Source organism: Mesobacillus sp. (assembly GCF_057785455.1).
The window spans coordinates 192280-214761 of sequence record NZ_JBYNSB010000023.1 but is presented as its reverse complement, the minus strand read 5'-3'; the positions used below and the strand labels follow the sequence as shown (position 1 = coordinate 214761).

Annotated in this window: 22 protein-coding genes and 1 tRNA gene; 3 read left to right on the top strand and 20 right to left on the bottom strand. The window is 47.3% G+C overall.

Annotation, left to right across the window (positions count from 1 at the left end; genetic code table 11):
• Nucleotides 1-128 precede the first annotated feature (128 nt).
• The 5 genes from gap to AC3EBE_RS09115 form a co-directional block, all read right to left on the bottom strand.
• Nucleotides 129-1136 carry a type I glyceraldehyde-3-phosphate dehydrogenase gene (gap, locus tag AC3EBE_RS09135; RefSeq protein ID WP_488594708.1) on the bottom strand — a complete coding sequence of 336 codons (1008 nt, stop codon included), beginning with the start codon at nt 1134-1136 and terminating at the stop codon, nt 129-131.
• 49 nt (nt 1137-1185) lie between these two features.
• Entirely contained in the window at nt 1186-2211 is a 1026-nt protein-coding gene (locus tag AC3EBE_RS09130) for a sugar-binding transcriptional regulator (RefSeq protein WP_488594707.1), read from the bottom strand.
• A gap of 123 nt (nt 2212-2334) precedes the next feature.
• Nucleotides 2335-2595 (bottom strand): glutaredoxin family protein, encoded by a 261-nt coding sequence (locus tag AC3EBE_RS09125; protein WP_488594706.1) that lies wholly within the window; start codon nt 2593-2595, stop codon nt 2335-2337.
• Nucleotides 2596-2617: 22 nt separating this feature from the next.
• Nucleotides 2618-3961 (bottom strand): RNA polymerase factor sigma-54, encoded by a 1344-nt coding sequence (gene rpoN, locus AC3EBE_RS09120; RefSeq protein WP_488594705.1) that lies wholly within the window; start codon nt 3959-3961, stop codon nt 2618-2620.
• A gap of 170 nt (nt 3962-4131) precedes the next feature.
• Nucleotides 4132-4203: transfer RNA gene (locus AC3EBE_RS09115), tRNA-Arg, on the bottom strand.
• Between the two features lie 929 nt (nt 4204-5132).
• Between AC3EBE_RS09115 and clpP the strand changes: the two genes are divergently transcribed.
• The gene (gene clpP / locus AC3EBE_RS09110; RefSeq protein ID WP_488594704.1) at nt 5133-5738 is read left to right on the top strand and encodes an ATP-dependent Clp endopeptidase proteolytic subunit ClpP; all 606 of its coding nucleotides are present in this window, start codon (nt 5133-5135) and stop codon (nt 5736-5738) included.
• A gap of 45 nt (nt 5739-5783) precedes the next feature.
• On the opposite strand, the gene AC3EBE_RS09105 is transcribed toward clpP, so the two are convergent.
• The 15 genes from AC3EBE_RS09105 to AC3EBE_RS09035 form a co-directional block, all read right to left on the bottom strand.
• Complete coding sequence (locus AC3EBE_RS09105) at nt 5784-6041, bottom strand: HPr family phosphocarrier protein (RefSeq protein ID WP_488594703.1); 258 nt, start codon at nt 6039-6041, stop codon at nt 5784-5786.
• Nucleotides 6042-6066: 25 nt separating this feature from the next.
• Nucleotides 6067-7014 carry a DNA-binding protein WhiA gene (gene whiA, locus AC3EBE_RS09100; RefSeq protein WP_488594702.1) on the bottom strand — a complete coding sequence of 316 codons (948 nt, stop codon included), beginning with the start codon at nt 7012-7014 and terminating at the stop codon, nt 6067-6069.
• Nucleotides 7015-7144: 130 nt separating this feature from the next.
• Nucleotides 7145-8122, bottom strand: coding sequence for a gluconeogenesis factor YvcK family protein (locus tag AC3EBE_RS09095; protein ID WP_488594701.1), 978 nt, complete (start codon nt 8120-8122; stop codon nt 7145-7147).
• Nucleotides 8119-9012: an RNase adapter RapZ gene (rapZ, locus tag AC3EBE_RS09090; protein WP_488594700.1), complete on the bottom strand. Its 894-nt coding sequence runs from the start codon at nt 9010-9012 to the stop codon at nt 8119-8121. The genes AC3EBE_RS09095 and rapZ overlap by 4 nt, the downstream gene beginning before the upstream one ends.
• Nucleotides 9013-9043: 31 nt before the next feature.
• Nucleotides 9044-9502, bottom strand: a complete 459-nt coding sequence (locus AC3EBE_RS09085; RefSeq protein WP_488594699.1) for an NUDIX hydrolase — start codon at nt 9500-9502, stop codon at nt 9044-9046.
• A gap of 556 nt (nt 9503-10058) precedes the next feature.
• Entirely contained in the window at nt 10059-11009 is a 951-nt protein-coding gene (gene trxB / locus AC3EBE_RS09080; protein WP_488594698.1) for a thioredoxin-disulfide reductase, read from the bottom strand.
• Between the two features lie 315 nt (nt 11010-11324).
• Nucleotides 11325-12833 (bottom strand): tetratricopeptide repeat protein, encoded by a 1509-nt coding sequence (locus AC3EBE_RS09075; RefSeq protein WP_488594697.1) that lies wholly within the window; start codon nt 12831-12833, stop codon nt 11325-11327.
• Between the two features lie 1273 nt (nt 12834-14106).
• Nucleotides 14107-14751: a bifunctional phosphoribosyl-AMP cyclohydrolase/phosphoribosyl-ATP diphosphatase HisIE gene (gene hisIE, locus AC3EBE_RS09070; RefSeq protein WP_488594696.1), complete on the bottom strand. Its 645-nt coding sequence runs from the start codon at nt 14749-14751 to the stop codon at nt 14107-14109.
• Nucleotides 14748-15506, bottom strand: coding sequence for an imidazole glycerol phosphate synthase subunit HisF (gene hisF / locus AC3EBE_RS09065; protein ID WP_488594695.1), 759 nt, complete (start codon nt 15504-15506; stop codon nt 14748-14750). Before hisF ends, hisIE begins: the two co-directional genes overlap by 4 nt.
• Nucleotides 15496-16236, bottom strand: coding sequence for a 1-(5-phosphoribosyl)-5-[(5-phosphoribosylamino)methylideneamino]imidazole-4-carboxamide isomerase (gene hisA, locus AC3EBE_RS09060; RefSeq protein ID WP_488594694.1), 741 nt, complete (start codon nt 16234-16236; stop codon nt 15496-15498). The genes hisF and hisA overlap by 11 nt, the downstream gene beginning before the upstream one ends.
• On the bottom strand, nt 16233-16874 hold the full coding sequence (hisH, locus tag AC3EBE_RS09055) for an imidazole glycerol phosphate synthase subunit HisH (RefSeq protein WP_488594693.1): 642 nt from the start codon (nt 16872-16874) through the stop codon (nt 16233-16235). Before hisH ends, hisA begins: the two co-directional genes overlap by 4 nt.
• Before the next feature lie 29 nt (nt 16875-16903).
• Nucleotides 16904-17491 carry an imidazoleglycerol-phosphate dehydratase HisB gene (gene hisB / locus AC3EBE_RS09050; RefSeq protein WP_488594692.1) on the bottom strand — a complete coding sequence of 196 codons (588 nt, stop codon included), beginning with the start codon at nt 17489-17491 and terminating at the stop codon, nt 16904-16906.
• Between the two features lie 21 nt (nt 17492-17512).
• On the bottom strand, nt 17513-18778 hold the full coding sequence (gene hisD, locus AC3EBE_RS09045) for a histidinol dehydrogenase (protein ID WP_488594691.1): 1266 nt from the start codon (nt 18776-18778) through the stop codon (nt 17513-17515).
• A 27-nt stretch (nt 18779-18805) separates the two neighbouring features.
• Nucleotides 18806-19429, bottom strand: a complete 624-nt coding sequence (gene hisG / locus AC3EBE_RS09040; protein ID WP_488594690.1) for an ATP phosphoribosyltransferase — start codon at nt 19427-19429, stop codon at nt 18806-18808.
• On the bottom strand, nt 19426-20601 hold the full coding sequence (locus tag AC3EBE_RS09035) for an ATP phosphoribosyltransferase regulatory subunit (RefSeq protein ID WP_488594689.1): 1176 nt from the start codon (nt 20599-20601) through the stop codon (nt 19426-19428). The genes hisG and AC3EBE_RS09035 overlap by 4 nt, the downstream gene beginning before the upstream one ends.
• A 223-nt stretch (nt 20602-20824) precedes the next feature.
• Here AC3EBE_RS09035 and AC3EBE_RS09030 point away from each other — a divergent pair, with 223 nt between their 5' ends.
• Both AC3EBE_RS09030 and AC3EBE_RS09025 read left to right on the top strand, forming a co-directional pair.
• Nucleotides 20825-21382 carry an HAD hydrolase-like protein gene (locus tag AC3EBE_RS09030; RefSeq protein WP_488594688.1) on the top strand — a complete coding sequence of 186 codons (558 nt, stop codon included), beginning with the start codon at nt 20825-20827 and terminating at the stop codon, nt 21380-21382.
• Nucleotides 21383-21471: 89 nt separating this feature from the next.
• Entirely contained in the window at nt 21472-22308 is an 837-nt protein-coding gene (locus tag AC3EBE_RS09025; protein ID WP_488594687.1) for an MBL fold metallo-hydrolase, read from the top strand.
• The last annotated feature ends 174 nt before the right edge of the window (nt 22309-22482 follow it).

Below are 22482 nucleotides of genomic sequence, written 5' to 3'. Positions count from 1 at the left end.
GCTAGAGACCTCCTTTAAAATAGCGCAAGAGCGCGATTAAGCAGAAAAAGAGGAGAGGGACTTTTCCCCGCTCCCCTTTTCACACCACTACATTATAGTCGTTAATGGATGGTTTATCCAATAATAGCTTACAGACCTTTTTTAGCGATGAAATCAACAAGGTCAACTACACGGTTAGAGTAACCTGACTCGTTGTCGTACCAAGAAATAACTTTAACCATGCTGCCTTCCATTACCATTGTTGAAAGTGCATCGATTGTAGAAGAGTTTGCGCAGCCATTGTAGTCGCTTGATACAAGTGGCTCTTCGCTGTATCCAAGGATACCTTTAAGTTCGTTTTCAGAAGCTTTCTTGAATGCTGCGTTGATTTCTTCAACTGTTACGTCTTTTTCAAGCTCAGCAACAAGGTCAACTAATGAAACGTTTGGAGTTGGAACACGCATAGCTCCACCGTTCAATTTGCCTTTTAGCTCAGGCAATACTAGAGAAACTGCTTTTGCAGCACCAGTTGTTGTAGGAATGATGTTTTCCGCAGCTGCACGCGCACGACGGTAGTCTTTGTGCGGAAGGTCAAGGATTTGCTGGTCATTTGTGTAAGAGTGAACAGTTGTCATCATACCGCGCTTGATGCCGAAGTTGTCATTCAATACTTTTGCAAATGGAGCCAGGCAGTTTGTAGTACAAGATGCATTAGAGATTACGTGGTGGTTAGCTGCATCGTACTTGTCATCGTTAACACCCATAACGATTGTGATATCTTCGTCAGTTGCCGGAGCAGAGATGATAACCTTCTTAGCGCCTGCTTCAAGGTGTTTCGCAGCGTCAGCACGCTTTGTGAAACGGCCTGTTGATTCTACAACTACTTCTACGCCAAGGTCGCCCCAGCCAAGTTGTGCAGGATCTCTTTCAGCTAAAACTTTTACACGCTGTCCTGCAACTACTAGGTAGTCACCGTCAACTGAAATTTCTTCGCTCAAAGTTCCGTGAACTGTGTCATATTTTAAAAGGTGTGCAAGCATGTTTGCATCAGTTAAGTCGTTAACTGCTACTACTTCCACGTTAGGGTTTTTCAATGCTGCGCGGAAAACTACGCGTCCAATACGTCCAAATCCGTTAATACCAATCTTTACTGCCATGTTTATTTCCTCCTTCGAGTCCTTAAAAGGTGTTGTTTATATTAAGGTGTTACCCTTGTAACAATGTTTTGGCGGCTCCCTCATCTGTTATTAAAATCGTTGAGGAAGGGGCCTGTTTCATATAGGCTCTGATCGCTTTTGCCTTTGATTCGCCGCCGGCAACTGCGATGACATCTCCTATATTCGCGAGGTCATCAAGCTGAAGACCGATCGTCAGCACTTTGTGGACGATTTCCCCTGCTTCGTTGAAGTAATAGCCGAAAGCCTCGCCGACTGCATTTCCATCGAGGATTTTTTGCAAATCCTCAGGGCTGGTATTGCGACGTTCCGCCATTGTTATAGCGTCTCCAATACCGTGCAAAACCATGCTAGCTGATTTTACTAAATTCCATACCTCGTAAATCAGCGGCTCCTTGATGAAGGAATCGTAAATTTCGCTGCTGACCTGGTCGGGCACGTAAAAGACCCGGTGGCGTGAATTCGTATGGTCCGCCATGTTTGCGCAAATCGTGTTCGCCTGATTCTTGACGTCCTCACCAATTCCGCCCCTTGCAGGCACAAACAGCAAATCCTTCTCCCCAAAATCGGGCGTCAGCATTCCCGCTACCGCTGCCATGGTCGATCCGCCTGTGACAGCAATGATATTCTTGCTGTGGAGGAGAGTCTTCATGCAGTCCGCTGTAGCGCGGCCAAGCTCACTTTTCACCCATGGAGAGCGGTCGCTGTCCCCAGGGACAACAATTACCTGCCTGATGTTCATGCGCTCCTTCAGCTGCCGCTCTAATGAGTTAATACCCATTATGTCGCGCATTACACTATCAAGACTTTCCAGTATATCTTTTCCCTCATTTGTCAGTGTCATTCCCTGAACCGACATCGAGATCAGATTCTGGTCCTTCAAAAATTCCACCTCTGAACGCAAAACCCGTTCCGTCAAATTCAGGCTGACTGAAAGGTTCCTCCTGCCTACTGGCTGCATCACGTTTATGTATTGCAGGATGAGGTATCGTTTTTGCATAACTTGCATTAGATCGGGCAATATTCTTTTTTGAATATCAATGAGCGATTCGTCCATAATGATATTCTCCTTCTTCAGTGTTGGTCATAAAATGTCCCGCCAAGACATATTATGTCCCACCTGCGGTAAAAAAAATCACCCCTGCTACAGATTTCATTCTAACAGGAGTGAAAACTCAATTCAACTAATAAACTCAAGGTTTTTTCTTGTAAACGCTTCACTTATGAACTTTTTGTTCACAATGCCATATTGGATCTCTTCCCCGTCCAGTTCCACGACTGGAATCATGATTCCGTATTTTTCAACCAGGTCATCATCGAGGTCGATATTGATTTCTTCTATTGTAAAATTAAAGTTCGTCTGGAGGTCTTCGAGAATCTCCCTGGCTGTTTCGCATAGGTGGCAGCGCGGGCGGGAGTAAAGTTTTACGTTTTTTTGCATTTTTTGTGGCTCCTCGCTGTTATTAATCAAACCGTTTTCTTTTAGAAGAAGAAGGAATGCCCAGCTGGTCGCGGTATTTGGCAACCGTTCTCCGGGACACAACCATGCCTTCCCTTTCTTTCAGGATGCCAGCGATATCCTGATCCGAAATCGGCTTTTGTTTATTTTCTTCTTTTATTAAAAGCTCAATCGCCGCTTTTACTTTTTGCGATGAAGCCTGTTCATTTTCCGTCGTTTGCAGGGCGCTTGTAAAGAATGATTTCAGTTCATAGGTTCCGGAGGGGGTCTGGATATATTTTTCCCGGACTGTACGGCTCACCGTTGATTCATGAATATCAAGTTCTTCAGCGACTTCCCTCATTGTCATCGGGTTTAAGTGGGCTGGCCCAACCAGAAAGAATTCCCGCTGTTTTTCAATGATTTTCATTGAAACTTTAAGGAGCGTTTCCTTTCGCTGCTCAAGGCTCCGCTGGATCCATTGGAAGTCTCCCTGCTTTTCCTGGAGGAATTTATTCACTTCCTTGTCCTGGTGGCTCGAGAGCTGCCGGTAATACCCTTCGTTGAATGAGATCTTCGGAATCAAGGCATCAAACACGCTGACACTCAGCTCGTCTCCATCCCGCTTCACGACAACATCGGGAACAATATATGCGGATTTCTCTCTTTGAAAAATCGCGCCCGGCTTCGGGTTAAGCTGCTGGATACAGTCATGGACCTTTTGGATTTCCGTAATATCAACCTCCAGCATCTTTGCGATCGCCTTCCACTTTTTTTCGGCAAAAAGCAAAAAGTGCTCAGTTATAACCTTGATCGCCAGTTCATTTCCAGGTGAAAAAGGTTTGCGCTCGAGCTGCAGGTATAAGCACTCCTGTAAATCCTTCGCCGCGATTCCCGCAGGATCCAAAGCCTGCAGTTTTTCAATTGCTTCATCAATTAAATCCTCGGACACGCCGAATCGTTTTGCTATCGCTATTCTTTCTATTTTAAGGTAACCGTTTTCATCTATACTGGCAGCTAATGCGTGTAAAATTTGTTTTTCCTCTGGTGTCGCGTCAAGCAGATTTAATTGAGACATCAGATAGTCTTCAAGAGTTTCAGTCTCGTGAGACCCAATTTGATCAATCAGGTTTTTCTGGTCACGCTCAAACGTCCGCTTTTGCGTCTTTCTTGTGCGGTCCATATTGGTATCAAAGTTTTTTATATTTTTGAAGTCCACTTGAATCAGGGGATTTTCCATCGATTTAGTTTCAAGGAAAGCCGCAAGCTCCTGCGCAGAGTACTGCAAAAGCGCAATCGCCTGGGTAAGCTCTTGCGTCATTGCCAATTTTAAAGTCTGCTTCTGCCACAATCCAGCTTTAAGATCCATCCAAATCACCCCCGCCATTTATTTTACATGATAAACAGGCATTGGTGTATGGAAAGAATTTGGTATCGGTTACAAAGTTGGTGAGGTGGTGATTCGGCGAGGTCAAAATGCGGATGCCATAAAAAGAGAAAAACCCCTTGCCTGTTGGAACAGACAAGAGGTTTTGGCAGCGCCCTCGGCAGGAATCGAACCCACATCTCAAGAACCGGAATCTTACGTGCTATCCGTTGCACCACGAGGGCAAATATAGTGTGGCTTAAACGCTGAGCAAGTTAGCGTTACGCTTACCTATTATAGGGGAAGTTCTGCTTCTTTGCAAGGAAGATTTTATGGAAGGTGGTGAGTTCATGTCGGAGTAAGGATGAATCGGCGGATTCATTTATGACTTTTTTTTAAAAAGCTATGGTATGTGCTATGGGGATTCTATAGGGCATTCAACACGCAAAATCTCTTGGCGATTTCCTATCCGACTTCTATAAGACATTCGATATGGAAATCCTCAGTTAAATGTCCTTTGCGAGATTTCTATAAGACATTCAACAGTCAGATCCACTCATGGGTGTCCTTTAGGGGGGGCCTATAAGACATTCAAGAGGAAATTTCCCTCGGGAATGTTCTTTAAGTGGCTTCTATAAGACATTCAACACGAAGACCCTCTTAGGAATGTCCTTTACACGGCCTCTATAAGACATTCAACACAGAAATCCACTCCGCTATGTCCTTTAGCAGGCTCCTATAAGACATTCAACACAGAAATCCACTCCACTATGTCCTTTAGGCGGCTCCTATAAGACATTCAACACGGCAATCCACTCCGCAATGTCCCTTACAAGAACTTTATGAGACATCCATCAAGGAAATCCTCAAGCGAATGTCCTTTACACAGACTCTACACGAAATAAAACCCCTCTAAATTAAGCCATCAACATTCACTCCAATTGTTTAAAAAACCCAACTATGGGTAAGATGGATACGGTACAGTAGTTTGGTCGTGAAGAGATTATTGTCGAACATTTATTGAGGGCGTTGCAAGCGATTTGTTTGACCTTTATTGACCATGCGTGTATCATTAAAATACATAGCTAAACTGGCTGAGGAACCATTTGCTGCCAGATTGCTTAATTGCCTTTTCATGGCATTGAAGACCTTATGCTAAAGGAGGAAAACAAACATGAACTTGATTCCTACAGTTATTGAACAGACGAATCGTGGCGAACGTGCGTATGACATTTATTCCCGCCTTTTGAAGGACCGCATCATCATGCTGGGAAGCGGGATTGATGACCATGTGTCCAATTCAATCGTAGCGCAGCTTTTATTCCTGGAAGCTGAGAATCCGGAAAAAGACATATCCATCTACATCAATAGCCCTGGCGGCAGCATCACTGCTGGTATGGCAATTTATGATACAATGCAGTTCATCAAGCCAGATGTACAGACAATCTGTATCGGTATGGCTGCATCCATGGGCGCGTTCCTGCTTGCGGCAGGTACAAAGGGCAAGCGTTTTGCGCTTCCTAACAGTGAAGTCATGATCCACCAGCCACTAGGCGGTGCTCAAGGACAGGCGACTGAAATCGAAATCGCTGCCAAGCGCATTCTTTTCCTTCGTGACAAGCTGAATACGATTCTTGCTGAGCGTACTGGCCAGCCGCTTGAAGTCATTGCGAAGGATACTGACCGCGATAACTTCATGACTGCTGAGCGCGCGAAGGAATATGGTCTCGTGGACCAGATCATCACTCGCAACGTACTTGAAGAAAAGAAAGATAAATAAGATCAAAAAACTCGCTTCCCAATTGGGAGCGAGTTTTTATTTGGCTTAATTTTCGCGCTGGATGTATTCAGCAAGCTTTTCGAGTGCTTCCTCTTCATCGTTGCCGTCAGCGATCAGGTTGACGGATGCACCTGCACTGACTGCAAGGCTCATCAAGCCCATGATGCTTTTCGCATTAACCTTCTTGCCGTCCTTTTCCAGGAAGATGTCGGACGAGAAGCGGTTCGCTTCCTGGACAAATAATGCTGCCGGGCGAGCCTGTAAACCAGTTTTCAATTTCACTTCCACCTGTTTTTCTACCATTTTCTTAATTTCCTCCTCTATCCCTCTATTTATTTATAATCTGTCCGGCCCGTAATTTTTCTGCGATTTCGTCAATCTTTCTCAGCCGGTGATTGATTCCTGATTTACTGATGGTTCCGCCAGTCACCATCTCGCCTAACTCTTTTAATGTTACATCCTGATAATCCACCCGTAGCTGGGCGATTTCCCTCAGCTTATCCGGTAAAATATGAAGGCCGACTGTATCACGGATAAACCGGATATTTTCTACCTGGCGAAGGGCAGCCCCTATGGTCTTGTTCAAGTTTGCTGTTTCACAATTCACAAGCCGGTTGACTGAGTTCCTCATATCACGGACGATGCGGATATCCTCGAACCTCAACAGCGCGTTATGGGCGCCAACGATATTCAGAAACTCTGTAATTTTTTCCGCTTCTTTTAAATAGGTGATAAACCCTTTCTTCCGTTCCAGCGTCTTGCTGTTCAGCCCGAAGGTATTCATCAATTCACACAGGGAATCATTATGCTCCTGGTAAAGTGAAGCGATCTCAAGGTGGTATGAGGAGGTTTCCGGATTGTTGACGGATCCTCCAGCCAGGAAGGCGCCTCTGAGATAAGAACGCTTACAACATTTCTTTTTCACAAGTTCAGAAGAAATTTCATGCAAAATTTCAAAGCCTTCTCCTAAAATCTTTAAATCCTCAAGGATATCTTTTGCTTTTTCCTTCAAGCGGACAATATAAACATTGTTCTTTTTCAGCCGCATCTTCTTTCGCACCAGCAGCTCTACCTGTACCTGATAGCTTTTCTTGATCAAGGTATAGATTCTTCTGGCGATGGCAGCATTTTCAGTCTGAATGTCTACGATGAGCGTACGATTTGAGAAGGAAAGAGAACCGTTCATCCTGATCAGGGCAGACAGCTCGGCATTGGCGCAGCAGCCCTTCACTTCAATGTTCGTGAGTTCCTTTTTTGTTTCCGAAGCGAACGACACCTTCTCACCCCCTAATTATAAAAGCCCGAGCGCAGGCCTTTTTTAAAAATGGCCTGACGCTGGAGCTGAATGTATTTTTAAAAACGGAGATACGCATTTACTGATGCCAGACAAACGCTTGCATCCTATATTACGCGTTATATCTCTTTTTAGTTTCATCTAAAATCATAGAATATAAAATTTCCGATACTTTTTTTGTATCGTGGCGGATAACGTCTCCTTCAAGCTCGGCGATTTCCTCCTGAACGACTTCGATTCCAAGGGCAATCAAACGGTCTAGGTCGAAATGGACCGGCTTAGCCAGCTCCTCTTTATATCTGAGCTCGACGTCTGGCGGGATTGTTTCACTATTCACAAGGATGGTGTCGATAAAGGCACAATCCATATGGTCATAGATGGCCCTTACATGATCGCTCGCAGTGAAGTCGTGCGTTTCCCCGGCCTGTGTCATGAGGTTGCAGATATAAACTTTGCGGCCCTGCGCCTTGCATACTTCCTGCCCCAGTTTTTTTACAAGCAGGTTTGGTAAAATGCTCGTGTACAGGCTGCCCGGCCCAATCACGATCAGGTCTGCTTCCCTTATAGCCTGCAGCGTTTCAGGAAGCGGCTTGACGTTTTCCGGATTGAGGAAGACGCGCTTGATCCTTTTTCCTGAGTAAGGGATTTTCGATTCTCCCCTTACGATGCTGTCGTCCTCCATCACGGCATTGAGCATGACGCTCCGGCTGGCAGCTGGCAGGACCTTTCCGCGGACATTCAGGACCTTGCTCATTTCCTGGATCGCATGGACAAAGTTGCCCGTTATGGATGTCATGGCTGCAAGGATCAGGTTTCCGAGAGAATGCCCTGATAATTCATTGGATGTCTTGAAGCGGTGCTGGAACATCTCTTCAATTAGTGGCTCCACGTCTGAAAGGGCAGCAAGGACATTCCGGATATCGCCTGGCGGCGGGATTTGCATTTCCTCCCTTAGCCGGCCGGAGCTGCCTCCATCGTCGGCTACCGTGACAATCGCCGTGATATCAACCGGGTGTTTTTTCAATCCTCGCAGGAGGACTGGCAAGCCTGTTCCACCCCCGATGATGACGATTCTTGGCTGTCCGTTCATGTTGTCTGTCCCTTCCTTTTTTCAATATCCCTGTGGGTCACCCTGGTGTGATAGTCCTTTTCGAAAAACTTCGCAATATGCTCGGCAAGCGCAACGGAACGATGCTGGCCGCCAGTACAGCCGATTGCGATGATCAGCTGGGCCTTGCCTTCCCGCTTATAATGCGGAAGCATGAAGCTTAGCAGGTCCGTCACTTTTTCAAGGAACTTGGTTGTTTCATTCCACTTCAGGACATATGTTGACACATCCTCGTCAAGTCCCGTCTTAGGACGCATATGCTCGATATAATGCGGATTTGGCAGGAAGCGGACGTCGAATACCAGGTCGGCGTCGATCGGGATGCCGTGCTTGAACCCGAAGGACATGACATTGACCGTGAAAATCGTTTTCTTATTCTCGGAGAACTCCTCAAGGATTTTTTCCCTGAGCTCCTTCGGCTTCATATCCGTGGTTTTATAAATGGTCTGCGCTCTGCCCTTCAATTCCTCAAGCAGCTCGCGTTCCAGGCGGATGCCTTCAAGCGGAAGACCTGATGGTGCAAGCGGATGTGAACGTCTCGTCTCTTTATATCGACGCACAAGGGTTGAATCATCAGCATCCAGGAACAAAACCTGTGGTGCTACCCATGAGGTTTCTGCCAGGTCATCCAGCGCTTTGAACAGCGAATCAAAAAACTCCCGTCCGCGAAGGTCCATGACCAGTGCCACTTTATTCATCTTCGTGCCGGATTCCTTCATTAATTCCAAAAACTTCGGAAGCAATGTCGGCGGCAGATTATCTACACAGAAAAATCCGAGATCCTCAAAACTCTGGATCGCAACGGTCTTACCCGCTCCAGACATTCCCGTAATGATCACCAGCTGGGTATCAGTAGTTGCTCCAGTACTCATTTCTCTTTTCCCCCTGAAAGTGAAATTATCATTAATTTGGATCGAGCCTGTAGTTGATCAGCTCAAAATCCGGTGTATACGTAAACGCTCCATAGATGATGCCTTGTCCATGGACCATATAATCCAGGATGTGATAATCACCGGCAGCCATCGGAAGCTCTTTGATGTCATCGAGTTCATGCCATGAAATGGTACCTTCTTCGGATTCATCAAGATTTATTCCATCTGCTTCCGTTGCATAAAAGGTAAACATCATCCATTCAGAAACGACTTGGTCATTTTCTTTTATAACAAAGGTAAAAATGCCTTTAATCTGCGGGTTGCGCAGATAAATTCCCGTCTCCTCCCTGAATTCACGAATACAGGAGTCCTTGACGGTTTCACCCGGTTCCATTTTGCCGCCCGGCGCCACCCACCAATTGCGGCGCGGCTTTTGGAGAAGCAAAATTTTATTATCTTTTACAAGAACACAATTTGTTACGCGCTGCATCTATTCCACCTCTTTAAATTGCATAAAAAACGCCTGCAATAAGGACTTTCGCAGAAACCTGCAAGGAAACCGCTCCAGCCAGCTGGATAGGCGTTGAAGCCAGGGAGCCGGATGAGCGCCCAAGCTTGAATGGCCGAACTTTTATTCTTTCCATTATACTATTTTTAGATTTTCGCCACAATGAATACAAAGATGATATTTTTGTTAAGGAATTTTTTTCAATGGAAAAGTAAACGCTGTGATGTTTGAGGTGTTATAACCCTTTGGAAGAGCCTGTATCACTCTTATGTAAAAAAAAAGGAGCACAGGAGAACCTGTGCCGTCAAAGGATTATATTTTTAAAAGGGGGTCAATTTCTACTTCTATAATACCCCACGATTGTTTCACTACTGTTACAGTAGAATTAATAAATAATTACTTTTTGTTAATTTATGCCGTGATGAACTATTTTTACCAAACAAAAGGAAGTTTTTATATAAGAAAATGTATTTTTATTCCTTTTTCATTGAAAAGCTCCGCAGGCTTGAATTCCTGTGGAGCTTTTCAATTGATTGGTTTAAGCGTTCGCTTTTAGCTCTTCGATTAATTCCTCAACATAGTGCTGGGCGTTTTGGGCTGCGATACTGCCGTCGCCGGTTGCTGTAACGATCTGGCGGAGTGTTTTTTCACGGATATCGCCAGCCGCAAAGATTCCAGGAACCTTTGTTTCCATGAGTTCATTCGTTTCGATGTACCCGTTGCTGTTTGTGATTCCAAGGTTTTCGAATGGTTTTGTCAATGGAACCATGCCGATGTAAATGAATACACCATCCGCCGGGAATTCCATTTCTGCTCCGTCCTGAGTGGATACAAGCGTCACGCTGCCAACCTTGCCTTCTTTTTCGTTGATTTGCTTTACTGTGTGGTTCCAGATGAAATCAATCTTTTCGTTTGCGAATGCACGGTCCTGAAGGATTTTCTGGGCACGCAGTTCATCGCGTCGGTGAACGATTGTCACCTTTGATGCGAAACGAGTCAGGTATACGCCTTCCTCAACAGCGGAGTCCCCGCCGCCGACAACGACCAATTCCTTGTTTTTAAAGAATGCGCCGTCACAAACCGCACAGTAGGATACACCGCGGCCGCCCAATTCCTGCTCGCCAGGGACGCCGATTTTTTTGTACTCTGCTCCGGCAGAAATGATGATCGCGCGGGCTTTGTATTCCTTGTTGCCAGCTTTGATCGTTTTGTATTCCTTGCCGTCGATGACTTCCTTTACATCACCATAGGCATATTCCGCACCAAATTTCTTAGCGTGGTCGAACATTTTTGTTGAAAGTTCAGGCCCAAGAATATGGTCAAAACCAGGGTAGTTTTCTACTTCCTCAGTGTTAGCCATCTGTCCGCCCGGAACACCTCGCTCAAGCATAAGTGTCGACAAGTTCGCACGTGATGTATAAACAGCCGCCGTCATCCCCGCAGGGCCGGCACCGATAATGATCACATCATAAATTTTCTCTTCTGACATGTGTACAACTCCTTTAACATGAAGTCTGCAATAAAATCCGTTTTACATTCGAAAATAGTATTACCTGCATACCCATATCCTATAAAACAAGAGCTCCATAGTCCAAAAATATGCTTATGAAACTGCAGGAGTTCACATAATTGACAAAACCAGGGGAGGTATCTCCTGAGTTTGGAGTTGGCTTTACCGCATTAACGCGCCGGGGGTCTGACCCCCGGCGCGTTAATGCGGTAAAGCGGTGGGGGTCTGACCCCCACCGCTTTAAAGTGGAAAAGGGTAACCTTTTCTGTTGGGATACAGAATTGGTTTACCCTTTTAGATGCTGTCTTCTTCTAGCAGGAATTCGCTTGCTAAGTTGATGTATTTAGTAAGCGTGGATACGGATAGTCCGTATTTGTTTGCTACTGCTTGTTTGGTTGTCTTGATGTTTCTTAGCTTATCCCAGAGATAATCTACTGCTGCGGCCCATGCTTTCTTGTTTTTGAAGTCATAGCCGGCAGTTGCTGCCTGCTCAAATACTGAAAACCACATAATGTAGACTCCAGCTTCGTTTTTACCGATTGGCTGATAGTGGTCATAGAGAATTTTTGCTGTTTCGTGTGCGCCGGCTACTTCTTCCTTGAGTTGGATCAGCTTGCCGGAAGCGACATAGGACAGGTACGATCTCTCGATTTCCGTCATCTTCTCGGTCGACTTTTCAGCAGCCAGTATCTCCTGCTTCCTTGTCGAAATCGAAGTAAGGAACAGGGCGAACAGCCGCTCTTCAGGATAGTCGCTGTTCAGCTGGCTGATGATGGCCGCGACCTGCGTTTCGAATTTTCCGCCCGGGTTAGCAGCCCATGGCTCCATACCTTCTTTTTCAGGATTGTGCTCAAGAACCTTCTTCCAGAGGATTCGCGCTGAATTCTCCCTGCCGGTAAAATAAGATGCATGCGTCAGCCAGTAGTAGAAAGCGCCATCGCCTTCGAAGCCTGACTTTTGCAGCTTCTTCAGCCATCTGTAGGCCAGCTCGTATTCGCCGATAAGGGCAAATGTGGCACCAAGCTTGAACTGGTGTTCAACGTGGATTGGATGGATTTTTCCCAGAGAGGCCTTCAAATCTTCAACTTCTTCTGCCTGATTCTGATAGTGGGCAAACACGAGGGCATTACACAGTGCGTGCAGATTGCCAGGGTTCTGCTCCAGTACATCATTCAGGATTTCGCGCGCCTTGACGGTGTTGCCAAGATAGAAATAAGCAAGCGCGAGATTATTGTAGGCAGACCAATATTCTGGGTACTCTTCGATGACTTCATGGAAGATTTCAATCGCCTTCGGAAATTCGCCGGATTCAAGATGATTCCGCGCTTCCTCCTGCTTGACGATCAGGTCATCCTCTTCATAATAGTCCTCATCCATCTCTTCCGCTTCAAGGGTAAGCAGCTCAAGAAGGTCATTCGCATCCTCCGTAAACTCGCCATCCTCGTTCAAATCTAAGTATAAGTTCGCATGCCTGAACGCATCTCTAAATAAGCCCATATGAGCATAGTTATTTGCTAAGAAATAATGGCACTCAGCCATATGTTCATCAAGTTCTTCGAGGATCAAGTGCAAATGACGGTTCGACTCCTGGTACTCCCCCAGCTCCGACTGAACAATCGCCAGCTGGCAAATGATCATCGGTTCGCCGGGCTCAAGCTGCATCGCACGCTTGAAGTACTTTTCAGCCTTCTTGAGCTCCCGTCTATGAAAAGCCTTGACCCCTTTGGTGAAGTAATATTCACCAGTAGGAACGAATGACAGCAATTGTCCCTTTTGCTTCATTGCTTTCGAGTCTTTTCCCATGTAATCCTCCGTAAACGTTATTAACCAAGGTGTCTTTTTTCAGTTTACCTTGTTGTATGCATGACTTGGCTGCTTTTGATTCGGCGCTCAGTTCAATAGCAAGCAGCCGATTAGACAACAGCCTATGGGAATCGCCATTAACTAATGTAGTATAACATACGGACAGACGGTTCGAGAAGATGGCGTTTGGAAAATGTGGTGGCTGGGATGGGGATATTTGGGTTGTGTGCGGCATATTAGGGGATTAGGGTCTACAGATGTCAAAGTAATAAGCAGCACATTGCAGGTCAGGGCATGCCTATGTCCAGGGTAATAGGCAGCACATTGCAGGGTCGGGGTGTGCAAATGTCCAGGTAATAGGCAGCACATTGCAGGGTCAGGGTGTGCAAATGTCCAGGGGGATAGCTGTACATTGCAACGCTGGGACATAAACCTTAAGGGCGAACTGGTAAAAACCGAGCGAAATTTCCAATTCGTCGATATCTTGTATAAATTCGTCGATAAAATTAAATATTCGTCGATATATTTTATTTTTCGTCGATATATTTAAAAATTCGTCGATATCCTCGGATTTTTCGTCGATATATTTTTTTACCTGTAAAATCACTCACTATTTTTCCGGAAAAGAAGGTCCATGATCCCATCACTCAAGCTAAGATACAAGCTTCTCAGTTAAGATCCTTCCTGGCAACAAACAATTTCTCGCCACCACCTCTCGAATTCCTAATCACCATCAGCAACTCCCACTCGATTATTAAAAATCCAGCCAATAATAAAGAAATTAGCAACAGAGTCTGCAGATCCAGCAATATTGCCTTTAAACTCCCTCCATTCCAGGAGAAATACAGGCACGAAATTTTTTCAAGAAAAGAGCTTAAAAAAGCTGCGAGGCTCTTAATCAAACATCATGAACCCTTCGTACCGGACCTTAGATCGATGGACCTCCCCCTGCAAGACATGAGCAAGGGTGTTCAATGTCCTGCATGCAAAGCCTTTGGCATGCAGCATATTCATGGCAGTTGGATTTGCAGAGGATGCGGCAGCGTATCCAAGGATGCACACTTAGACGCATTAAAAGATTACTTCCATCTATATGGAGATTCCATCACAAATAAAGACCTCCGGGATTTCCTCATGGCAGATTCTGCCCCACAGGCTAAAAGGATTCTGCAACCCCTAGAACTTATCTAAACGGGAACCAACAAAGGCAGAGTCTATCGACCTTCAGGTAACTTTTTCTATTAGAAAAACTAAAGAAAAACCCAGCGCAATCCTAGTCAGCGCCGGGTTTCTTCCTCTTATCCAATACTTCCAATACGTTTTTCAGCGGCAGTTTCTGTTCCTGCAGTAGGACCATCAGGTGGTAAAGCAGGTCGGCTGCTTCCCATTTGAGTTCTTCTGGGTCGCGGTTTTTGGCTGCGATGATGACTTCTGCTGCTTCTTCGCCGACTTTTTTCAGGATCTTGTCGACGCCTTTTTCAAATAAATAGGTGGTGTAGGCGCCTTCCGGCATGTCTTGTTCACGGTCACGGATTGTTTTTTCAAGCTCCAGCATCACGGCAAAATCGCTCAATGAGGCTGAGGCATCAGCAGTTTCGCTATTCAGCAGATTCTCTGAAAAACAGCTAACCGCTCCTGTGTGGCAGGCTGGTCCGGCTGGTTCCACAAGAACAACTAATGCGTCGCCGTCACAATCATACTTAATCTCAACGATTTTCTGGGTGTTTCCGCTTGTCGCCCCTTTGTGCCAGAGCTCCTGGCGGGAACGGCTGTAGAACCAGGTCTCGTGTGTTTCCAGTGATTTTCCTAGCGATTCTTCATTCATATAGGCAACGGTCAATACTTCAAGTGTGGAGGCATCCTGCACCACTGCGGGAATCAGGCCGTTGGCGTCAAATTTCAGTTGTTCAAGGTTCATCTCACAATCACTCCTTTGTCGTGGAGATGGGATTTTACTTCTTTTACAGAGGTTTCACGATAGTGGAAAATCGAGGCTGCCAGTGCTGCATCCGCTTTTCCTTCAGTAAAAGCATCGACGAAATGGTCTGCATTGCCGGCGCCGCCTGAAGCGATGACCGGTACGGTAACTGCTTCGCTGACTGCGCGTGTCAGAGACAAATCGAAACCTTTCTTTTCGCCGTCGCTGTCCATGCTTGTCAGCAGGATTTCACCAGCGCCGAGCCTGACTGCTTCGCGCGCCCACTCGATGACCTCCAGCTCTGTCGGCGTGCGGCCGCCATGGGTGTAGACACGCCATGAACCAAGCTCAGGGTCATACTTCGCATCGATGGCAACGACGATGCATTGGGCGCCGAAATAATCAGAGCCTTCAGCGATCAATCCAGGGTTATTGACAGCGGCCGTATTCAGCGAAACCTTGTCAGCACCTGAGCGGAGCATTCTTTTCATATCTTCGAGCGTGTTGATTCCTCCGCCAACGGTGAAAGGAATGGCCAGCTCTGACGCCACTTCCCTGACTACTTCCACCATCGTTTTGCGGCCTTCAACCGATGCGGAAATATCAAGAAATACAAGCTCGTCTGCCCCCTGCTCGTCGTAGAATCGGGCAAGCTCGACCGGGTCTCCGGCGTCGCGCAGCTGGACGAATTGCACGCCTTTTACGACACGGCCATCCTTCACATCCAGGCAGGGGATGATTCGTTTACTCAGCATCGCTATTCCCCACTTCCAGGGCTGATTTTACCGAAAAACGCCCTTCGTAAATCGCTTTGCCGACGATGGCGCCGCTTATTCCGTCTCCATTGAATTCCTTCAATGCCTTCAGGTCATCAAGCGAGCTGACACCGCCGGATGCGATGACATTTTTGCCAGTTTCCAATGCAAGCTGGCGCGTCGCCTCAAGATTAGGACCCGCAAGCGTTCCATCGGTCGCAATATCGGTAAAAATAAACGTCTCGGCTCCTGCTTCGGCAAATCTCTTGCCAAGATCGATTGCGGTAACCTCAGAGGTATTCAGCCAGCCATGTGTCGCGACCATGCCATTTTTCGCATCAAGGCCTATGGCGATTTGCGCACCGTACTTCTTCACCATTTCCTCAGCAAATTCAGGTTCCGATACAGCGATGCTTCCGATGATCACTCTTGTGACGCCATTTTCGAGATAATGATTGATATCGGCTTCAGTGCGGATGCCGCCGCCGATTTGGACTTTAACACCAAGTTCACGGGCAGCCTGGATCACAAATTGATCATTGACCCGTTTTCCATCCTTCGCACCGTCGAGGTCGACCATATGGATCCACTTGGCGCCTTCTTCGGCAAACTTTTTGGCCATTTCATATGGTGAATCGCCGTAAACTGTTTCTTTATCGTAATCACCCTGGAGCAGGCGGACACATTTCCCGCCGCGCATGTCGATTGCTGGATAGATTGTAAAACTCATGAGTTGGCCTTCCTTTCTGCAGCTAGCCCGGCAAAATTGCGGAGCAGCCCCATGCCCATCGCGCTGCTTTTTTCCGGGTGGAATTGCATGCCGAATATATTGTCCCTGCCGACGATGGCCGGCACTTCAACATCATAATAGTCACCGACTGCGACAAGCACGTCCCGGTCGGAGGCTTTTACATAATAAGAATGGACGAAATAAACATAGTCCTCTTCCAGAGAATTCAATAACGGAGACTCTCCGGTCAAACGAAGCTTGTTCCAGCCAATATGCGGAACCTTGTACGCTTCGCCAGCTGCGGACGTGCCGCTGAACCGTTCAACTTTTCCAGGAAGCAGTCCAAGTCCCTGCGTCAAACCGTTCTCGGTGCTTTCCTCGAACAGCAGCTGCATGCCGAGGCAAATGCCAAGAACAGGCTTGCCTGAAGAAGCGAATTCGGTGATGGCTTCCGTTAATCCGGTACTGTTCAGCGAAGCCATTGCATCGCGGAACGAGCCGACACCCGGAACAAGCAGGGCGTCTGCCTGCAAAAGTTCTTCCTTTACTGTTGAGATAAAATATGGCGCATCCAGGCGTTCAAGCGCCTTGCTGACGCTGAACAAATTGCCCATGCCGTAATCCACGATGCCAATCATGTTCATACTTCCTTTCTATATATCGCAGGTTAGAGCATCCCTTTTGAAGATGGCACCCCTTTTACCCGAGGGTCAATCGTCGTCGCTTCATCAAGCGCACGGCCCAATGCTTTAAAAACTGCTTCGATCATATGGTGTGTATTTTTGCCATAATGAACGATCACGTGCAGGTTCATCCTTGCTTCAAGGGCGAGCTTCCAGAGGAATTCATGGACAAGCTCGACGTCGAAAGTTCCAACCTGCTGCGACGGGAATTCCGCGCGCATCTCGAGGTGAGGACGGTTGCTCAAGTCGATTACAACCTGTGCGAGGGCTTCGTCCATTGGTACAAAGGCGCTCCCGTAGCGCTTGATTCCTTTTTTGTCGCCAAGAGCTTCGCGCAGCGCCTGTCCGATGCAAATCCCGATATCCTCTGTTGTATGGTGGCCGTCGACTTCGATGTCGCCCTTTGCATCGACTCTCAAATCAAACTGGCCATGCTTCGCGAATAAATCAAGCATATGGGAAAGGAATGGCACCCCAGTTTCCAATGAGGTTTTTCCTTCACCGTCAATCCCAAATGTTAAATCGATCTTTGTCTCGTTCGTATATCTATTAACCGTTGAGGTACGTTCCATTGATTTTTCCTCCGTTAACCTTTATTTAAGCCTTGTCTCGACGGCTCTCGCATGGGCCTCAAGCCCTTCAAGCCTTGCAAACTCTGCAATTTTTGCGCCATTATCGTTCATCGCTTTTTCACTGTAAAAAATGATGCTCGATTTCTTCTGGAAGTCTTCGACGCTTAACGGACTAGAAAAGCGTGCTGTTCCGTTCGTCGGCAGGACATGGTTCGGCCCTGCAAAATAGTCTCCGACTGGCTCTGAACTATATCGTCCAAGAAAAATCGCGCCCGCATGCCTGATTTTTCCGAGCAGTTCGATTGCGTTTTCTGTCACGATTTCGAGGTGCTCAGGAGCAAGCTGGTTGATGGCTCCTATTGCTTCTTCCAGGTCCTTCGCAACATATATTGCGCCAAAGTCTTCTATTGCTGCAGTGGCGATTTCCTTACGCGGCAGCTGTGAAAGCTGTTTGTGAACTTCACTTTGAACATCCTTGGCAAGACTCCGTGAAGTTGTCACCAAAATCGCGCAGGCCCGCGGATCGTGTTCTGCCTGGGAAAGCAGGTCAGCGGCAATTTCCTCTGCTCTTGCTGAGTCATCTGCAAGGATCCCGATTTCACTTGGCCCGGCAATCATATCAATAGCAACATCCCCGAATACCTCGCGCTTTGCAAGTGCGACATAGATATTGCCCGGGCCAGTGATTTTATCGACAGGCTTGATGGTTTCAGTGCCATATGCAAGGGCAGCGATAGCCTGGGCTCCGCCGACCTTATAGATTTCTTTTACTCCGGCAATGTCCGCGGCAACGAGGACACCTGCCGGGAGTTTGCCGTCCCTGTCCGGCGGTGAAACCATGACGATGCGTTCCACTCCGGCTGTTTTTGCAGGCAGGACATTCATCAGCACAGATGAAGGATATGCCGCCGTTCCGCCTGGTACATAGACGCCGACTGAATCAAGCGGCGTCACCTTCTGGCCAAGCATGGTCCCATTTTCGTCCGTTGTCATCCAGGATGGGCGAAGCTGTTTCTCGTGATAGACCCTGATGTTTGCGGCAGCTTCAGTAATGATATCTACAAGCTTCGGACTGATTAATGTGTAGGCTTCGGCGACTTCCGCCTCCGTCACCCGGAAGTCCGAAAGCGAAACAGAATCGAATTTTTCCGTAAAAGCCGTGACAGCCTGGTCGCCTGATCGCCTTACTTCTGCAATAATTCCCTGGACAGCCCTGCGCTGCTCCTCTGTCCCGCCATCGACGGTCCGTTTCAGCGAGATGCTGCCATCTATATTAATGATTTTCATCAAAAATCAATCCTTTCAAGTCCCTGCTTAGATCACATCGCTCAGACGTTTGATCAGTTCGCTGATCACATCGTCCTTGATCCGGTAGCTGACTGGATTGACAATCAGCCTGGAGGTTACGTTCGTGATCGTTTCATATTCAACAAGGCCGTTTTCCTTCAACGTTCTTCCGGTCGAAACGATATCGACAATGCGGTCGGCGAGGCCGATCAGCGGCGCCAGTTCGATTGAGCCATTCAACTTGATGATTTCGACCTGCTCGCCCTGTTCCCTGAAGTAGGCAGCGGCGATATTCGGATATTTCGTTGCGATTTTCGGGGCAACATCGTTCATTTTCGTATTGGGAAGACCGGCAACAGCAAGATAGCAGCCGCTGATTTTTAAATCAAGCAGCTCGTATACATCCCGTTCCTCCTCAAGCAATACATCCTTGCCGGCAATCCCAAGATCGGCAACACCGTGCTCCACATATGTTGCAACATCCATCGGCTTTGCTAAAATGAAGCGGAAATTCTCTTCTTCCACATCAATAATCAATTTCCTTGAGTCATCAAATTCCGGAGGCAGCTCATAGCCTGCGCGGCGCAGGAGCTCTGCTGCTTCTTCAAAGATCCGGCCCTTCGGCATGGCGATCGTCAATTGATCATTCATTGCGCTCCCCCCTTCCCTATTAAGAAAACAACGTCAGAGAAGGCACTCGAACAGGCATCCAGATTGCGTACAGCGCTGATATCCTGCAGGACGACTTTTTCTCCATCACCACGGCGCTGGGCTGCCAGCTGATACGCTTCCTTCCTCCGTTCAAGGCTGAACAGGATGCATGTCACCGGGTCTGGTCTTCCTAAATCACCGAGGCTTTCCAGCAGCCGGTCGAGCCTGATCGCAAAACCTGTGGCTCCTACCGTTTTTCCGAACTTCTCAAGCAGGCGGTCATAACGTCCGCCATTTCCAATCGGGAAGCCAACCATGCCTGCATATACTTCAAATAAAATTCCGGTGTAATAGCTCATATGGCTGATGATGGTAAGATCGAATTTGATCTTGTCGCTATCGCCGTAATCCTCGATTACATCCCAGAGCAGCTTCAATTCATCCAGCGCCGCTCTGCCCTTCCCGTTTTCAATCAGCTCTGAGGCCTTGCCAATCACTTCGGGACCGCCGCGCAGCTCCAGGAATGCGAGTAGCCTTTGCGAATCGATCGATGACAGCGGCAAGGATTTGACATGCTCACGGTAGCCTACATAATTTTTTTCATATAAAAACTTTCTCAATTCACGGGCGCGTTCTTCGTTCCCAAGGATCTGGACAAATAATTCATTCACAAATCCTACATGGCCCACTGACAGCTGGAATTGCTGCAGCCCGGCTTTTTTTAGCGAGGAAATGGCGATTGCGATCATCTCTCCATCAGCACTGACCGAGTCGTCCCCGATGCACTCGGCGCCGATTTGTTCAAACTCGGCAGGACGCCCGCCTTCCCGCTGCTGGGCGCGGAACACATTTGCCGAGTATGCCAGCCTTAGCGGCACGCTGTCTTTGTAAAGCTTCGAAGCCGCGACCCTCGCGATTGGCGCTGTCATATCAGGCCTTAGCACAAGGGTATGGCCCTGCTGATCTAATAGCTTGAACAGCTGCTGGTCCAGGATGGCCGAAGCATTCCCGACCGTTTCGTAGTATTCAAGTGTCGGAGTCTCGATGAACTGGAAGCCCCATTGCTTCATCTCTTGCTCAATCGAGCCCCGGACCTTGTCCTTCGCTTCATATAATTCTGGAAGTGTATCTCTCATGCCAAGCGGCTTTTCAAACATGAACAATCTGCTCATCAATTTCACCCTCTTCGTTGCTGGTGGTTTTTATCCTTTACCCATTCAGGGAGATTTTAGTTTAAATTATCTAAATCCTTTAGTTCGCTAATATGGTAACAAGATGAAGTTATATGTAGTTTACAGTTCATTCTAGTATCCGTCAACCATTAGCTCTTCATGTTTGCTTTTTAAAAATCAGATGGTTAAAATGGTTGCAACTAAATAGGGGAGGCTGTCAGTCATGAGGATTCTCTGGGATTTGGATGGAACAATTCTTGATTCGTGGCCTACACTGGTCGAAGCATTCACAATCATCGCTAAAAAAGACCTGCAATATGAAGAAGTACTGCCTCATTTAAAATATGGCACGGCGTATGAGTTTTATGGTGTCGACAGAAATAGGGTGAAGGAATTCAGGGAGGTGGAGCGGACGCTGCCTCATGATCGGAAGCCACTTTTTCCTCATGTAAAAAATGTACTGGAAAGTGCCGATGTCAATGTGCTGGTCACCCACAGGAACCGGCGCTCGACCGAGGAGCTGCTGGACCATTGGGATCTTATGCCCTACTTCGAGGAAGTCATCTGCCCGGCAGACGATGGCTATTCTTTAAAACCGGATGTCCATGCGTATCAGTATCTGCATGACCGCTATCAGCTGGACCTCGCAGTCGGCGACCAAAAAACAGACTTGATCCCCGCGAAAAAAATCGGGCTGCAGACATGTTCCTATTGTGAACCTAACGAATATGCGGACCGTACAATTTACTGCTATTCGGATTTTCCATATGGTCGGAAATAAAAAAGCGAAACGGAGCTTGCCCGTTTCGCTTTTTCTGTTTTCCTAATGAGACAAGGGGTAAATAGTCAGCAAGAAGAGGAGGTTTCGATATGGAAAATAATTTTGAGGACAAAATCATCCCTGTTACGTCTGTTGACAGCGGGGATATGGAATCAGTCACGAATGATCTTCATTATTTTAATATCCAGATTGTCAACGTCTGCTTTTTCGGCCAGCCGGGCGACCAGAATGACTGGGTGCTGATTGATGCTGGCATGCCGAGGTCTGCTGAGAAATTGATCCAGGAAGCTGAAAAGCTTTTTGGAAAGAACAATCCACCCAAGGCGATCATCCTTACCCACGGCCACTTCGACCATGTCGGTGCACTTGTCGAACTCGTCGAGCACTGGAATGTCGATGTCTATGCGCATGAAATGGAGCTCCCCTATCTCTCGGGCGTAAAAAATTATCCAGAACCTGATCCTACCGTCGACGGCGGATTGCTGGCAAAGGTTTCGAAGCTTTATCCAAACGAAGCGATCAAGCTTGGCAGCTCAGCAAAAGCACTTCCACTCGATGGGACTGTGCCCGGAATGGAAGGATGGCGCTGGGTGCACACACCGGGACATACACCAGGGCATATCTCCCTTTTTCGAGATTCGGACCGCACCCTGATAGCCGGCGATGCCTTTGTCACCGTGAAACAGGAGTCGCTCTATAAGGTTGTGCTGCAAAAGAAAGAAATCAGCGGGCCGCCCCGCTATTTAACACCTGATTGGGAAGCAGCACGCAAATCAGTACAGGAACTATATGCATTGCAGCCAGCCAGGGCCATTACCGGTCACGGAAGGCCGATGGAAGATGAAGAGCTTGCGGAGAACCTGGATTTGTTGGTAAGGGACTTCGAGAAGATCGCTGTACCGGAGCATGGGAGGTTTGTAGATTGATAAAATGACGTTTACTGTGAGGCGCTTCTTTAAAATCACGCCGGTATATTTTGTGTTCTGTTAAGAACTAATGTTAATCTTCAATCCAGTTGATTGTAGTGGAAGGCGCGCAGACTCCTTCGGGATTTAGCGGGACAGGTGAGACCCCGGTAGAAATGGTCCGAAACCAAGAGA